Annotated in this window: 11 protein-coding genes; 3 read left to right on the top strand and 8 right to left on the bottom strand. The window is 69.7% G+C overall.

All coding sequences use genetic code 11. The features are described 5' to 3' along the window. The first annotated feature begins 36 nt into the window (after positions 1-36). Positions 37-1,137, top strand: a complete 1,101-nt coding sequence (locus ACZ597_RS19610) for an LCP family protein (RefSeq protein ID WP_471331561.1) — start codon at positions 37-39, stop codon at positions 1,135-1,137. Positions 1,138-1,149: 12 nt separating this feature from the next. Here the strand turns inward: ACZ597_RS19610 and ACZ597_RS19615 are convergent, their stop codons facing one another. From ACZ597_RS19615 to ACZ597_RS19640, 6 genes are all read right to left on the bottom strand, one after another. Continuing rightward, on the bottom strand, positions 1,150-2,646 hold the full coding sequence (locus ACZ597_RS19615) for an amino acid permease (protein ID WP_471331563.1): 1,497 nt from the start codon (positions 2,644-2,646) through the stop codon (positions 1,150-1,152). Positions 2,647-2,748: 102 nt separating this feature from the next. Next, positions 2,749-4,665, bottom strand: a complete 1,917-nt coding sequence (dxs, locus tag ACZ597_RS19620; RefSeq protein ID WP_471331566.1) for a 1-deoxy-D-xylulose-5-phosphate synthase — start codon at positions 4,663-4,665, stop codon at positions 2,749-2,751. A gap of 252 nt (positions 4,666-4,917) precedes the next feature. Continuing rightward, positions 4,918-6,210 carry a sugar ABC transporter permease gene (locus ACZ597_RS19625; protein WP_471331569.1) on the bottom strand — a complete coding sequence of 431 codons (1,293 nt, stop codon included), beginning with the start codon at positions 6,208-6,210 and terminating at the stop codon, positions 4,918-4,920. Then, a complete protein-coding gene (locus ACZ597_RS19630) occupies positions 6,207-6,995 on the bottom strand; it encodes an ATP-binding cassette domain-containing protein (RefSeq protein ID WP_042818391.1) in 789 nt (262 codons plus the stop codon). The genes ACZ597_RS19625 and ACZ597_RS19630 overlap by 4 nt, the downstream gene beginning before the upstream one ends. A gap of 199 nt (positions 6,996-7,194) precedes the next feature. Continuing rightward, the gene (locus ACZ597_RS19635) at positions 7,195-8,307 is read right to left on the bottom strand and encodes a sugar ABC transporter substrate-binding protein (RefSeq protein ID WP_471331573.1); all 1,113 of its coding nucleotides are present in this window, start codon (positions 8,305-8,307) and stop codon (positions 7,195-7,197) included. Positions 8,308-8,425: 118 nt separating this feature from the next. Then, the gene (locus ACZ597_RS19640; RefSeq protein ID WP_471331576.1) at positions 8,426-9,640 is read right to left on the bottom strand and encodes an ROK family transcriptional regulator; all 1,215 of its coding nucleotides are present in this window, start codon (positions 9,638-9,640) and stop codon (positions 8,426-8,428) included. A 618-nt stretch (positions 9,641-10,258) separates the two neighbouring features. Here ACZ597_RS19640 and mgtA point away from each other — a divergent pair. Then, a complete protein-coding gene (mgtA, locus tag ACZ597_RS19645) occupies positions 10,259-13,006 on the top strand; it encodes a magnesium-translocating P-type ATPase (protein ID WP_471331578.1) in 2,748 nt (915 codons plus the stop codon). Between the two features lie 81 nt (positions 13,007-13,087). Then, the gene (locus ACZ597_RS19650; protein ID WP_471331580.1) at positions 13,088-13,969 is read left to right on the top strand and encodes a hypothetical protein; all 882 of its coding nucleotides are present in this window, start codon (positions 13,088-13,090) and stop codon (positions 13,967-13,969) included. On the opposite strand, the gene ACZ597_RS19655 is transcribed toward ACZ597_RS19650, so the two are convergent. Then, complete coding sequence (locus tag ACZ597_RS19655; protein WP_471331583.1) at positions 13,947-14,885, bottom strand: carbohydrate ABC transporter permease; 939 nt, start codon at positions 14,883-14,885, stop codon at positions 13,947-13,949. The genes ACZ597_RS19650 and ACZ597_RS19655 overlap by 23 nt on opposite strands. A 13-nt stretch (positions 14,886-14,898) precedes the next feature. Beyond that, positions 14,899-15,846, bottom strand: a complete 948-nt coding sequence (locus ACZ597_RS19660; protein ID WP_362461237.1) for a carbohydrate ABC transporter permease — start codon at positions 15,844-15,846, stop codon at positions 14,899-14,901. Between the last annotated feature and the right edge of the window lie 8 nt (positions 15,847-15,854).

The following is a 15,854-nucleotide window of genomic DNA, read 5'->3' on the forward strand; positions in this document are numbered from 1 at the left end:
CTCCCGCCACCCGTTCGGAAGGACCGGTTCCCGGGCATGACTTCAGACTCCCCCGCCACCACGAAGCCGCCCCGCTCGCGCGCCTCCCGGATCCGCCGGGGGCTCGCCTGGACGGCGGCCGTGGTGGTCCTCGGCGCGGCGGGGTCCGGCTGGTGGGTCTACGACCACCTCAACGGGAACATCGACAGTGTGGACCTGGACCAGGCCATCGGCACGGACAACCGGCCGCCGAAGGTGGTCGAGAACGCGCAGAACGTCCTGGTGCTCGGCTCCGACTCCCGGGCCGGGGCCAACGGCGAGCTCGACCACGGCAACGTCAGCGGCGCCCGCTCCGACACCGCGATGCTGGTGCACATACCTGCGGGCCGGGCCAGGGCCACCGCGGTGAGCATCCCCCGCGACACCCTGATCACCCGGCCCGAGTGCAAGGACAAGGACGGCGAAACCGTTCCCGGCGCCGGCCGGGTCATGTTCAACTCCGTCTACTCGCTGGCCGGTCCGGCCTGCGTGGTCAAGACGGTGGAGCAGCTGTCCGGGATCCGCGTGGACCACTTCGTCGAGGTGGACTTCGCCGGCTTCAAGGGCCTCGTCGACGCCCTGGGCGGGGTCACCGTCACCCTCGACAAGCCGATGACCGGTGCCAAGGGCGGCCTCAAACTGGACGCGGGGACGCACCGCCTGGACGGCAACGCCTCGCTGAAGTTCGTACGGACCCGCTACGGCTACGGGGACGGCAGCGACCTCGGGCGCATAGGGCTCCAGCAGCAGTTCATGCTCGCGATGCTGTCCGAGATCAAGAAGCAGGACGCCCTCGGCAATCCGGCACGGCTCTACAAGCTCGCCGACGCCGGCACCAAGTCGCTGACCACCGACTCCGACCTGGCCTCGCTCACCGCGCTGTCCGACTTCGCGCGGAGCATGCAGGGCGTGGACCCGTCCACCATGGAGACCATCATGCTGCCGGTGGCCTACGACAAGGTGGACCCGAACCGGGTCGTGGTCGCACAGGAGCGGGCCTCCCGGCTGTGGGAGGCCCTGCGCACCGACCAGAAGGTGCCCGCCTCGGCGAAGGACTCCCCCGCCAAGGGCGGCTCGGGCGCCAAGTCCCCGGCGCCCGAGCCGTCCCCGTCCGCGTAGCTCCCTGTACTCCTAGTACTCCGCGTCCTGGCCGACCTGGGCCAGGCGGCTCTTGCGCTTGCCGTACAGGAAGTAGACGACGAAGCCGATCACCATCCAGATCCCGAAGCGGACCCAGGTCTCGGCCGGCAGGTTGAGCATCAGCCAGAGCGAGGCCGCCATCGACAGGATCGGGATCACCGGCACCCACGGGGTGCGGAAGGACCGGTGCAGGTCGGGGCGGGTCTTGCGCAGGATGATCACGCCGAGCGCCACGATGACGAAGGCGAACAGGGTGCCGATGTTGACCAGTTCCGCGAGCTTCGCCAGGCTGGTGAACCCCGCGATGATCGCGATGATCCCGCCGAGGAGCAGCGTGGCCCGGTACGGGGTGCGGTACTTGGGGTGGGTGACGGAGAAGACGCGCGGCAGCAGTCCGTCGCGGCTCATCGCGAAGAACACCCGGGTCTGGCCCAGCAGCAGGATCATGCTGACGGTGATCAGGCCGACGGCCGCACCGAGGCTGATGGCCCCGGAGAAGAACGGCTGGTTCACCGACTTGAAGGCTTCGGCGAGCGGGGCGGTCGGCGACATCTCCGCGTAGTACTGCATGCCGGTGACCACGATGGTCACGGCGACGTAGAGCAGCGTGCAGATGAGCAGCGAACCGAGGATGCCGCGCGGCATGTCCCGTTGCGGGTTCTTGGTCTCCTCGGCCGCGGTGGCCACGACGTCGAAGCCGATGAAGGCGAAGAAGACCAGGGACGCCGCCGTGAAGATGCCCATGACGCCGAAGTTGGTGGGCTCGTACCCGAACAACAGCTGGACCAGTGGTGCCGTCCAGCCGCTTCCGCCCTCCTGCGGCTTCGCCGGGGGGATGAACGGCGAGTAGTTGTCGGCCTTGACGAAGAACAGGCCCGCGACGATGACCAGCAGCACGACGAAGACCTTGATGGCCACGACGACCGCGGTGATCCGGGCCGACAGCTTCGTGCCGACGACGAGGATCGCGGTGAGGACGAGGACCAGCAGGAAGGCCATCAGGTCGAAGGTGCCGCCGGCGTCGGGCCCGGACAGCGCGACGGGCATGTCCCAGCCGAGGTTCGTGTGCATGAGGTGGCGTACGTACCCGGACCAGCCGACGGCCACGACGGCCGTGCCGAGCGCGAATTCGAGGACCAGGTCCCAGCCGATGATCCAGGCCGGCAGTTCGCCGATCGAGGCGTACGCGAAGGTGTACGCCGATCCGGCCACCGGGACGGTGGACGCGAACTCGGCGTAGCAGAGGGCCGCGAGGGCGCAGACGACGCCCGACACCACGAAGGAGAGCGCGGTGGCGGGGCCGGCGTTGTTGCGGGCCGCGATGCCCGTGAGGACGAAGATGCCGGTACCGATGATGACACCGACGCCGAAGACGGTCAGGTCCCAGGCGGAGAGCGATTTGCGGAGCGCGTGCTCCGGCTCCTCCGTGTCACGGATGGACTGTTCCACCGTCTTGGTGCGGAACGGGCTGTTCTGATCCGTGCTCACAGACGCACCTCCCAAGAAGTACGCGAACGGGCCGGGAGGCCCACCCTTCAAGGGTGATCTCCCGGCCCGTGACGTGCAACCGCGCGTTCCGGCCTGTTCCGGCTAGTCGACGGCGGCGGCCGGCTCGCTCTCGAAGCGGCCGTCCAGCTTGGCGACGAGTCCGGTGACCTGACGGGCGATGTCCGGGGCGGTCAGGCCGATCTCGGCCATGATCTCCTTGCGCTGCGCGTGGTCGAGGAACCGCTGCGGGATGCCGAAGTCACGCAGCGGTACGTCGACGCCCGCGTCGCGCAGGGCCTGGGACACGGCGGCGCCCACACCGCCGGTGCGGCCGTTGTCCTCGACGGTGACGACGACCCGGTGCCGGTCGGCGAGCGGGGCGAGGGCCTCGTCCACGGGCTTGACCCAGCGGGGGTCGACCACGGTGGTGGAGATGCCCTGCTTGTCGAGCAGGCCGGCGATCTCCAGGCACATCGGGGCGAGCGCTCCGACGGAGACGAGGAGTACGTCCGGACGGGTGACCTCGGGGGCGGGCTCGCGCAGGACGTCCATGCCGCCGATCCGGCCGACGGCCGGAACTGCCGGGCCGACGACGCCCTTGGAGTAGCGCACGGCGGTCGGGGCGTCCTTGACCTCCACGGCCTCGCGCAGCTGGGCGCGCAGCTGCTCGGCGTCGCGCGGGGCGGCCAGCCGCAGACCGGGGACGACCTGGAGGATGGACATGTCCCACATGCCGTTGTGGGAGGCGCCGTCGTCACCGGTGACGCCCGCGCGGTCCAGGACGAAGGTGACGCCGCACTTGTGCAGGGCCACGTCCATGAGGACCTGGTCGAAGGCGCGGTTGAGGAAGGTGGCGTAGACCGCGAAGACGGGGTGGACGCCGCCGGTGGCGAGGCCGGCGGCCGAGGTGGCGCCGTGCTGCTCCGCGATGCCGACGTCGTAGATGCGGTCAGGGAAGGCCTCGGCGAACTTGTTCAGGCCGACCGGGTGGAGCATGGCGGCCGTGATGCCGACGATGTCCTCGCGCTCGTGGCCGAGCTTGACCATCTCGTCGGCGAAGACGGAGGTCCAGCTGGCGGCGGCGGTCTTGACCGGCAGGCCGGTGTCGGGGTGGATCACGCCGACCGCGTGGAAGCGGTCCGCCTCGTGCTCCAGCGCCGGGGTGTAGCCGCGGCCCTTCTGGGTGAGGCAGTGCACGATGACCGGGCCGCTGAAGCGCTTGGCGCGCTGGAGCGCCGACTCCAGGGCCTCGATGTCGTGGCCGTCGATGGGGCCGATGTACTTCAGGCCGAGGTCCTCGAACATGCCCTGGGGGGCGATGAAGTCCTTGAGGCCCTTCTTGGCTCCGTGCAGGGTCTCGAAGAGCGGCTTCCCGACGACGGGGGTGCGCTCCAGGATCTCCTTGCCGCGGGCCAGGAACCGCTCGTAGCCGTCCGTGGTGCGCAGGGTGGCCAGGTGGTTCGCGAGGCCTCCGATGGTGGGGCCGTACGAGCGCTCGTTGTCGTTGACGACGATGACGAGCGGGCGGTCCTTGGCGGCGGCGATGTTGTTCAGCGCCTCCCAGGCCATGCCGCCGGTGAGCGCGCCGTCGCCGATGACGGCGGCGACGTGGTGGTCCTCGCGGCCGAGCACCTCGTTGGCCTTGGCGAGGCCGTCGGCCCAGCCCAGCACCGTCGAGGCGTGGGAGTTCTCGATCACGTCGTGGTCGGACTCGGCGCGCGAGGGGTAGCCGGAGAGGCCGCCCTTGGCGCGCAGGTCCGAGAAGTCCTGGCGACCGGTGAGCAGCTTGTGGACGTAGGCCTGGTGGCCGGTGTCGAAGAGGACCTTGTCCTTGGGCGATTCGAAGACCCGGTGCAGGGCGATCGTCAGTTCGACCACGCCGAGGTTGGGGCCGAGGTGCCCGCCGGTCTTGGAGACGGCGTCGACGAGGAAGGACCTGATCTCTGCCGCGAGCTGGTTGAGCTCCTCCTGGCTGAGCCGGTCCAGATCGCGCGGTCCCTTGATGCGGGTCAGCAGCACCCGTGCCTCCTTGCAGTTGCTTGCTGGTCTGTCGAGTCTAATGTTCCGCTCGCGAGGGCGGTCATCGGGCGGTACCTGGCGGGTCACACCTTTGTCATACCTGTACACCTCGTCGCGAAATCACACATCCCAAACGGGCGTATACCTGCACACCCGTACGCACACGTGTACGCACGGATGCCCGGCGCCACACGGAGTGGCGCCGGGCACTGTGACGGGTCTTACCACCTGGGATCGGCCCAGGTCGCGCGGTCAGGCGCGGCCGGCCGACTTCTGGGTCTTGCGGGTCACCGAGTCGATGACCACCGTGGCCAGCAGCACGGCACCGGTGATCATGTACTGGATCGGAGTCGCGATCCCCTCCAGGGCCAGACCGTACTGGATGCTGGTGATGACCATCACACCGAGGAGGGCGTTCCAGGTGCGGCCGCGGCCGCCGAAGAGGCTGGTGCCGCCGATGACGGCCGCCGCGATCACGTTCATCAGGAGGTCGCCGGCGCCGGCGCTCTGGTTGGCCGCCGCGATCTTGGAGGCCCAGAAGAGGCCGCCGACGGCCGCGAAGGTGCCCGCGATCGCGAAGACCGCGATGCGGATCCCGTTGACGTTGATGCCCGCGCGGCGGGAGGCCTCGACGCTGCCGCCGAGGGCGAAGACGTTGCGGCCGAAGGTGGTGCGGCGCAGGACGAAGTCCGTGCCGACCAGAGCCACCACGAAGATCACCAGCGCCAGGGGCAGGCCCTTGTACTGGTTGAACACGACGGCGGGGCCGAAGGTGAAGACCGCCAGCAGGCCGGTGCGCAGCAGGATCTCGCTGAGCGGGCGCGAGGGGACCCCGGCGGCCTCCCGGCGGCGGTTGTCGGAGTAGGTGGCGAGGAAGTACGCCACCGTGGCGACCGCCGCGAGGCCGTAGCCGGCGGCCACGTCCGAGAAGTAGTACGTGGTGAGCTTTCCGACCACGCCCTCGGAGTCGAGGTTGATGGTGCCGTTGCTGCCCAGGATCTGGAGCATCGCGCCGGACCAGAACAGCAGGCCGGACAGGGTGACGGCGAAGGCCGGGGCCCCGATCTTGGCGAAGAAGAAGCCGTGGATGGCGCCGATCAGGGCTCCGCCGCCCACGGCGGCGAGGATCGCGACCCACTCGTTGACGCCGTGGGTGACGGCGAGGACGGCGACGATCGCGCCCGAGACGCCGCTGACCGAGCCGACCGAGAGGTCGATCTCGCCGAGCAGCAGGACGAAGATGATGCCGACGGCCATCATGCCGGTGGCGACCATGGTGATCGCGATGTTGGAGAGGTTCTCCGGGGAGAGGAAGTTGGAGTTCAGCCCCTGGAAGATGCTCCAGATGATGATCAGGCCGACGACGACCGGGATCGAGCCCAGGTCGCCGGCCTTCATCTTGCGGCCGAACTCGCTCAGGTAGCCGGACAGCCCCTGCTCGCGGACGAGCAGGCGGGGGTCCACCACCGGAATGGCGTCCGCCGGGGCGGCGGGGTTGGCCAGCTTGGCCACCTCTTCCGCCGCGGTGTGGTGTTCGGTGCTCACTTGCGGGCCTCCCCGGTGCGGGCCGCCCGGCGGGTCACGGCGTTGTCCGTGGCCCCGGTGATGGCGGAGATGATCTCTTCCTGCGAGGTGTCGGCGACGTTGAAGACACCGTTGTTGCGGCCCAGTCGCAGCACCGCCACCTTGTCGGCGACGGCCTTCACATCGGCCATGTTGTGGCTGATGAGGATGACGGCGTGGCCGCGCTCGCGCAGCCGCTCCACGAGGTCGAGCACCTGGGCGGTCTGCTCGACGCCGAGGGCCGCGGTGGGCTCGTCGAGAATGACGAGCTTGGGCTCGCCCAGCATCGAGCGGGCGATCGCCACGGTCTGGCGCTGGCCGCCGGAGAGCGAGGCGATGGGGATCCGGACACTGGGAATCCGGATGGACAGGGTGGTCAGGAGCTCGCGGGCGCGGCGCTCCATCTCCACCTCGTCGAGGACGCCGTAGCGCTTGAGCTCGCGTCCGAGGAAGAGGTTGCCGACGACGTCGATGTTGTCGCACAGCGCGAGGTCCTGGTAGACGGTCGCGATGCCGAGGTTCTGGGCGTCGTGGGGCTTGCCGATGGAGACCGGGCGGCCCTCCCACTCGATGACTCCGTCATCGATGGGGTGCACGCCGGCGATCGTCTTGACCAGCGTGGACTTGCCGGCGCCGTTGTCGCCGACCAGGGCGACCACCTCACCGGAGTGGATCTCGAGTTCTACGTCGGTCAGGGCCTGGACGGCGCCGAACCGCTTCGAGACCCCTCGCAACGCCAGCACGGGCGCAGCGGACACATGAACCATCTCCTTCGCCGCCTGACCGGCGGGGATGTCGTGCAAAAGAGCAGGAGCGGGGCGGATGGGATACGACGAGCGAAAGGTGAATCCGGTAATTCGATGAATCGTTTCTGCCCGGCGCCCCGCGGTTGGCGGGGTATGAGGGGCGGGGCGCCGGGCAGGGCCGGAGGGTCGCCGCGCCGCGAGGGGGCGGCGGCGACGGGGCCTACTTGAGGCCGATGGTGGCGCAGGCGGTCGCGAACTTGTCGGTGCAGATCTCTTCGACCGTGTAGACGCCGTCCTTGACGACGGTGTCCTTGATGTTGCTCTTGGTGAGCGAGACGACCGGGATCAGCACGGACGGGACGCCCTTGGAGGTCGGGCTGTCGACCTTGTTGTTGATGATCCCGTCGATCTTCTCGCCCTTGGCGAGGGCGACGGCCATCTCGGCGGCGGCCGCGGCCTCGGGGGCGTACGGCTTGTAGACGCTCATGAACTGCTCGCCCGCCACGATCCGCTGCACACCGGCGAGTTCGGCGTCCTGGCCGGTGACCGGGGGCAGGGGGGACAGGCCGGCCGCCTTGAGGGCGGTGATGATGCCGCCGGCCATGCCGTCGTTGGCGGAGTAGACGCCGACCACCTTGTCCTTGCCGAGCGCGGTCAGCGCGCCCGCCATGTTGGTGTTGGCGTTCTCCGGCTTCCACTCCTTGGTGTCGTACTCCTTGCCGATGGTCACCTTGCCGTCGAGGACGGAGTGGGCGCCCTTCTTGAACAGCGCGGCGTTCGGGTCGGTGACGGAGCCGTTCATCATGACGATCTGGCCGCCGTTGGCCTTGTCGCCCAGGGCCTCCAGCAGGGCCTTGCCCTGGACCTTGCCGACCTCTTCGTTGTCGAAGGAGGTGTAGGCGTCGATCGGGCCCTCCGCCAGGCGGTCGTAGGCGACGACCGGGATACCGGCGTCCTTGGCCTTCTTGACCGAGCCGGCGATGGCCTTGGCGTCGACCGCGTCGACGATCAGGACGTTCACCTTGTTGGTGATCATCGTGTCGACCTGCGAGTTCTGCGTGGTCGCGTCCTGCTTGGCGTTGGCGTAGACCACCTCGGCCTTGCCGCCGGTGAGATCGGCGACCTTCTTCTCGATCAGCGGCTTGTCGAACTTCTCGTAGCGCGCGGTCTGGTTCTCGGGCAGGAGCAGACCGACCTTGATCGCGTCACCGGCGGCGGCACCGGAGGGCTTCTTCTCGCCGTCCGCTTCCTTGGCGCTGCCACATGCGGCCAGCGAAACGGCCATGGCGCCGGCGGCGACGGCTACGGCGGCTCTACGCATACGCGTGTTCATTCGTTGAACCTCCCTGACGAGGCCGCAACGCTGCGGCCGAGGTGGGTGTGAGTCAACCTCGGCCGCGAGTTTGCCGTCAAGGAGTGAATCCTTAACGAGATGACAACGGTGCCATCCGTTATCTAACTGAAGACATGGCCGCGGGAGGTCGCATCCCAATGCCATTTTCCGACAAAAGCGTCGAATCGCCCATCTCGCTGAGTACGAGGGCCAGCGCGCCGAGTACTTCCGCACGGCCCCCCAGGGAGCCGGTGAGCACCGACAGCTGCCGGGCCGCGCTCGGGATCGCGTACCGCCCCACGGACTCCCGGATCGGCGCCAGCACCAGTTCGCCGGCCTCCGCCAGCGAGCCGCCGAGCACGATCCGGCTCGGGTTCAGGAGGTTGCAGAGGCTGGCCACGCCGCTGCCGACGTGCCGGCCCACGTCGGTGATGACCCGGCGGCAGCCGGGGTCCCCGTCCCGGGCCAGCTCGACCACCTTCTCCATCGTCAGTTCCGGTCCGTGCGTGCCCTGGAGCAGCGGCAGCACGTAGCGCGCGGCGGCGAAGGTCTCCAGGCAGCCGCGGTTGCCGCAGCGGCAGACGGGGCCCGATTCGTCCAGGGTGATGTGCCCGATCTCCCCCGCCGTGCCGCCGGGTCCCCGGTAGATCTGACCGTTGATCACCAGGCCCGCGCCCACACCGCTCGCGACCTTGATGTACGCCAGGTCGCGGACCCCGCGTCCGCTGCCCCAGACGAGTTCCCCCAGCGCGCCGAGGTTCGCGTCGTTGTCCACGTAGACGGGTACGCCCAGGCGCTGCGAGAGCTCCTGGCGCGGGTTGATCCCGGCCCAGCCCGGCAGGATCGCCGTCGAGCCCAGGGTTCCGGACTCCACGTCGATCGGGCCGGGGACGCCGAGCCCCACGCCGATGACCTTGTCGCGGGCCACCCCGATGCCCTGGACCAGCCGTCCGACCAGGGATTCCGCCCGGTCGAAGCCGTCCACCCAGGAGGCGTCCACGTCCAGCGGCTCGGCCTCCTCCGCGAGTACCTGGTGCGCCAGGTTGCCCACGGCCACCCGCAGGTGGGTGTGGCCGAAGTCCACTCCGATCACGATGCCCGCGTCGCCGCTGAGCGAGACGCTGCGGGCCCGGCGGCCGCCGGCCGAGGTGTCGGTGACCTCGACGGTGCCGCTCTCCTTCAGTTCGCGGACGATGTTGGAGACCGTGGCCGCCGACAGTCCGGTGGTGCGGGCGATCTCCGCCTGGGTCAGCGAACCGGCGAGGCGCACGGCCCGCACGACTCTCTCCAGGTTCGCGCGGTGCAGCGAGGACTGCGATCCGGGAGTCTGCACGACTCATCCACTCCTGCCTTTGGCGACGGCCATCCGCCGCCCCCCGGCCGGTGTCGCGGCTATGCGCTCCGAGACCCCGGCGTCTCTCCAACTTGTGAACCTTAAGTCGAGCCTTTGGCCTCTCCGCCGTCAAGAGCCTGAGACGGAGCGAACCGGACACATAGCCCGAAAGTATGAACAAGGGCCACCGAGATCGTGCTACGGTCGCTGAGGCGCCGGTCCTCTGCGGCCTTTCCGGCCGGACCGCGCGCCGTGCCATGACAGCGCTACGCGAGGAGGTGTTCGGGATGAGTCCCGATCGAAGTCCTCGCCGCGCCTGCGCCGGCTGACCCGCCGCTCCGCCAAGCCACTGTCGCGCCGACGCGCTGATCGGCGGACCCTTCACGCGTGCCCACGGCAGCGGCTCCGCGCCGTTCCCGTGCCGCGCCCTCGCCGGCTCCCCCGCGGGAGCCTGCTTCCCCTCTCCTTTCGCATGCCCTGACTCTCCTGTCAGGCATACGTCATCCGTGTCCGCGGCGCACCCCGTGGCGTCACGCGCCACCACGCGCCGCACATCGACCACTCCACGTCACCGCGCGGCTCCGCGCTGCCCGGACGCCGTGGAGGGAGGTATTCGCCATGACCATGCTCACTCCTCGCACCCCCACGAAGCTCGCGCCGCCGGGCCGCGGCCGGCGCCGGCGCAAGGCCGCCGAGCTCGAAGCCGCCACCCGCCTCGCCGGCGAGCGCCTGACCGCGATCAGCGCCCGGCCGGCCGTCCGGGTCCTCCAGGACGTCGACACCTCCCGGAGCGGCCTCACCCACGCCGAGGCCGCGCTGCGGCTGGAGCGGCACGGCGCCAACGCCGTCGCCCAGGAGCGCACCCCGCTGTGGTTCACGCAGCTCGCGAAGGCCTTCTGGAACCCCTTCATCGGCGTCCTGGTCTTCCTGGCCGCCGTCATGTTCTGGCAGGACCCGGCGGATCCCGGGGTCGTCATCCTCTCCGTGATGGTGGCGGTCAGCGGGCTGCTGCGGTTCTGGCAGGAGTACCGCTCGGGCCGGGCCGCCGACGCCCTGAAGAAGCTCGTCACCACCACGTGCGCGGTGCAGCGCCGGGCCGGCAGCGGCTCGGCGCCCACCACCGTCGAGGTGCCGATGGACCGGGTGGTCCCGGGCGACCTGGTCAAGCTGGCCGCCGGCGACCTGATCCCGGCCGACCTGCGGCTGATCGCCTCCAAGGACCTGATGGTCGGCCAGGCGGCCCTGTCCGGCGAGTCGTTGCCGGTCGCCAAGGCCGACGCCCCCCCTCGCTCCGCCGGCGGGACCCCCAACGCCGAGGACCTCGGCCAGGAGGCGGCCACCGACCCGGTGGAGGCCGACAACCTCTGCCTGACGGGCACTTCGGTGACCTCGGGCACCGCCACCGGCGTGGTCGTGGCGACCGGCGCCGACACCTACTTCGGCTCCATGGCCGGCACCCTGGTCGGCGAGCGCCCTCAGACCAACTTCGACACCGGCGTGCGCAAGGTCAGCTTCCTGCTGATCCGCTTCATGCTGGTGATGGTCCCCGTCGTCTTCATGGTCAACGGTCTGACCAAGGGCGACTGGGACGAGGCCTTCCTCTTCGGCATCGCCGTCGCCGTGGGCCTGACCCCCGAGATGCTGCCGATGGTCGTCTCCGCCAACCTGGCGCGCGGCGCGGTCGCCATGTCCCGCCGCAAGGTCGTGGTCAAGCGGCTGAACGCGATCCAGAACCTGGGCGCGATGGACGTGCTCTGCACCGACAAGACCGGCACCCTCACCGAGGACCGGATCGTCCTGGACCGCTATCTGGACGTCCACGGCGCCGAGGACGGCGAGGTCCTGGAGTACGGCTACCTCAACGCCCACTTCCAGACCGGCCTGAAGAACCTGATGGACCAGGCGGTCATCGACCGCGTCAACGAGGCCGAGGAGGTTGTCGTCGACGCACGGTTCTCGATGGTCGACGAGATCCCCTTCGACTTCGCCCGGCGCCGGATGTCCGTGGTCCTCAACCGCAACAGCATGGCGGCGGCCGCCGGCCGGCCCGAGCACGTCATGATCACCAAGGGTGCGGTCGAAGAGGTCCTGGCCCTGTGCACGCACATGACCGACCGCGGCGAGAAGGTCGGTCTGACCGACGAGCTGCGCCTGCGCGCCACCCGGATCGCCGAGCGGAACAACCGGCAGGGCCTGCGGGTCCTGGCGGTGGCCACCCGCACCGTCGCCGAGCCCCGCGACACCTACACCGTCGCGGACGAGGACGGGCTGACCCTGGTCGGCTTCCTCGCCTTCCTCGACCCGCCGAAGGCCTCCGCGGCCGCCGCCCTGCGGGGCCTGGCGGACAAGGGCATCGCGGTGAAGGTGGTCACCGGCGACAACGAGCTCGTCGCGGCCCGGGTCTGCGCCGACGTCGGCATCGAGGTGGGCCACGTGGTCCCGGGCTCCGAGGTGGACGCCCTCGACGACGCCGCGCTGCGCGCACTGGCCGCCCGTACGACGGTCTTCGCCAAGGCCAACCCGGTCCAGAAGGCCCGGATCGTCCGGGCCCTGCAGGCCGAGGGGCACACCGTCGGCTTCCTCGGCGACGGGATCAACGACGCGGCCGCCCTGCGCGACGCCGACGTCGGCGTCTCGGTGGACACCGCCGTGGACATCGCCAAGGAGTCGGCGGACATCATCCTGCTGGAGAAGGACCTGACCGTCCTGGAACAGGGCGTGGTCCAGGGCCGGACCACCTTCGGCAACACGATCAAGTACATCAAGATGACGGCCTCGTCGAACTTCGGCAACGTCTTCTCGGTGCTGGTGGCGAGCGCGTTCATCCCCTTCCAGCCGATGCTCGCGATCATGCTGCTGGTGCAGAACCTGGTCTACGACATCTCCCAGCTGGCCACGCCCTGGGACCGGATGGACGAGGAGTATCTGCGCAAGCCCCGCAACTGGGACGCGAAGGGCATCTTCCGCTTCATGGTCACCATCGGCCCCATCAGCTCGGTCTTCGACATCGCGATGTTCGCGATCATGTGGAACGTGTTCGCCGCCAACACCGTGGCGGAGCAGTCGCTCTTCCAGTCCGGCTGGTTCATCGAGGGCCTGCTCTCGCAGACCCTGATCGTCCACATGATCCGCACCCGCAAGATCCCCTTCGTCCAGTCCCGCGCCTCCTGGCCGGTGATGGCGATGACCGTCCTCGCGGTGCTGACCGGGCTCTGGCTGCCCTTCTCGCCGCTGGCCCCCTCGCTCGGGTTCGTCGCCCTGCCCGCGGGCTACTTCCCCTGGCTGATCGGCGTACTGCTCGCGTACTGCACGCTCACCCAGCTCGTGAAGACCTGGTACATCCGCCGCTTCGGGACCTGGCTCTAGGGAACTTCGGGACGGCCAATGAATTGAACACGTTCAGCCCGGCTGGCAGTATGGATCCAGGACGGTCACCGGGGGGCGAGCATGCGTCAGAAACGGTCGTACGGGCGGGTCCTGCTGGTCTCCGTGCTGGTGGGATACGTCGAGGTCGCGCTCACCGTCGTGGTCGTGCTGCTGTACGTCCGGACGCAGCCGCCGCCGGACGTGCCGCCCGATTACGGCCGGATCGGGGCGGGCCTCTTCTCCCTCGCGGGCTTCACCGGCGTCATCGGGTGCCTGCTGTCGCTGCTCTTCGTACTGCCGGCGGTCGCGCTGTCCGACCTCCTCGGCCGCCGGCTCGGCGAGCGCACGGCGTGGTGCTGCGTGCCGCTGCTGGTGGCCGGCCTGCTGGCGCCGCCCGTCTGGGCGTTCGCCTGGTACAACGACGCCCAGATCCGGCCCGCGCTGATCTTCTGGGCCTCGGCCACGGCCTCCCTGTCGGCGGGCGCGCTGGCCGCCCGGCCGAGGGGCGCGGGGGCGGCGCGCCGGGTGGCGCTGTGGGGCGGGGCGCTGGTGGCGGGGACGGGCCTGTTCGGCGCGCTCGGGCTCGCCACCGGGGTGCTGCCCGCGTACGAGCCGCCGGTGATCGGGCGGGAGGGCCTGGCCGGGACCTGGGTCGACCACACGGGCGGGACGCTGGCCTTCACCCCGGACGGCCGGGTCACCGCTTCCGGCGTCGGCGTGCACTCCCCCGGCGACCACCCGAGCGGCGCCTCGCGGCGCTGCTCGGGGTCCGGCACCTGGTCGTACGAGCCGGGCCGCGGCGCCCGGTCCCAGCGTGTCCGCGTGGACGTGCCGGGCTGCCCCTGGCCGGCGTGGGGCGTCGGCGGCACCGAGCGGCGGCCCGGACTCCTCCAGGAGGTCGGGCCGCCGGGTTCCGGGAAGCTGTACCGGCTGCGGAGGGCTACTTCAGGGTGGCCGAGGTGAGGCCCGCCTGGATCTGGCGCTGGAAGGACAGGTAGACCACCAGCATCGGGATCATCGCGATGGTCACGCCGGCGAACAGCACCGGCAGGTCCGTCTCGTAGCCCATCTGGTACTGGAGCTGGATCAGGCCCTGGGTGAGCATGTAGCGCTCGGGGTCGGATCCGCTCTGCGGCTGCATCAGGACCGAGGGCAGGATGTACTGGTTCCACTGGCCCAGGACGTTGAATATCCCCACGCTGATCAGACCGGGCTTGGCCATCGGCAGCATCACCTGGAAGAAGATCCGGGTGTCGGAGGCCCCGTCGATCACCGCCGCCTCGTGGACCGCCGTCGGCAGGGTGCGGAAGAAGGAGTGCATGAAGAAGACGGTGAAGGGCAGCGAGTACGCGACGTAGACCAGGATCAGCCCCTGGTAGGTGTTGAGCATGTCCAGGCGCTTGACCATGAAGAAGAGCGGTACGAGCGCCAGGAAGACGGGGAACATCGCCCCGCTGACGAAGAAGTAGTAGACGAGCCGGTTCCCCCTGAAGGGGTAGCGGGCCAGGACGTACGCGGCCATCGAGCCGAGCAGCATCGTCAGCGGGACCGAGAAGGCCATCACGATCAGCGTGTGGCCGAAGTAGCCGCCGATGCCCTTGTCCCAGGCCCGGCCGAAGGCGTCGAAGTGCCAGTTGGAGGGCCAGCTGAGGGCCGAGGCGCCGATCTGGGTGTCGGTCTTGAACGAACCGAGCGCCAGCCAGACGAGCGGCAGGACGATCAGTACCGCCCAGACGGCGAGGAAGCCGTGCGAGAAGACGTTGAGCACCATGCCGTCGGAGCGGCGGCCCCCGCCCTCGCGGGCGCCGCCCCCGGCGCCGCCGGAACGCTCGGCGGAGGGCTCGCCGGGCGCCTTGATCACTGTGGGCTGTGCAGTCATCGTGGGACTCCTCTCAGAACTCGATGCGCTCGCGGCGGGTGGCGCGCAGCGTGACGATGGAGAGGATCATGGTCAGGACGAGCATGACCACGCCCATGGCGCAGGCGTAACCGCTCTTCCCGAAGTACAGGAAGTTGCGCATCAGCACCGTGGCCATGACCTCGCTGTGGTGGTCGGGTCCGCCGCCGAACTGGCCCGAGGTCATGGTCGACACGAGGACGAACATGTCCATCGCGGCGATGCCCAGGTAGACCGCGGAGGTCTGCACAGAGTCCCACAGCAGGGGCAGCGTCACCCGGAAGAAGGTCTGGGCGCGCCCGGCGCCGTCGAGCAGCGCGGCCTCGTAGATGTCCTTGGGCACGGACTGCATGGCGGCCGAGAAGAGGACGAGGTAGAAGCCGACCCCGTGCCAGACCACCACGAGCAGCAGGCACCACAGGACGAGGTCGGGGTCGTTGAGCCATTCGACGGGGTGGGCCGGGTCGACGAGGCCGGCCCAGGAGAGCAGGCCGTTGAGCAGGCCGCCCTCGTCGCTGCGGTACACCGCTCCGAAGAGCACCGCGAGGATGGCGAGGGAGAGGACCTGCGGGAAGAAGTAGACGATCTTGTAGAAGGCCGATCCGCGTACGCCCCGCACCCCGCCGGCCCCGCTGCGCCCTCCCGCGTTCACCATGAAGGCGAAGAAGAGGGCGAGCAGGATGGTGATCACCGGGACGAACACCAGGAGCAGCAGGTTGTGCCAGAGGGCGCCGCGGAAGACCTCGTCGTCCATCAGGGCGGAGTAGTTCTCCAGGCCGACGAAGTCGAACGTCGGCGACTGGCCCGACCAGTTGGTGAAGGAGTAGCCGAACGTCTGGACGTACGGCCAGATGACGAAGGTCAGGTACAGCGCGAGCGGCAGGACGAGGAAGCCGGCGATGAAGCCGGTGGTCCTTCCCCTGCGCCGGGCTACTTGGCTCATGGTGTCCG

Source organism: Streptomyces sp. NPDC040718 (genome assembly GCF_055593565.1).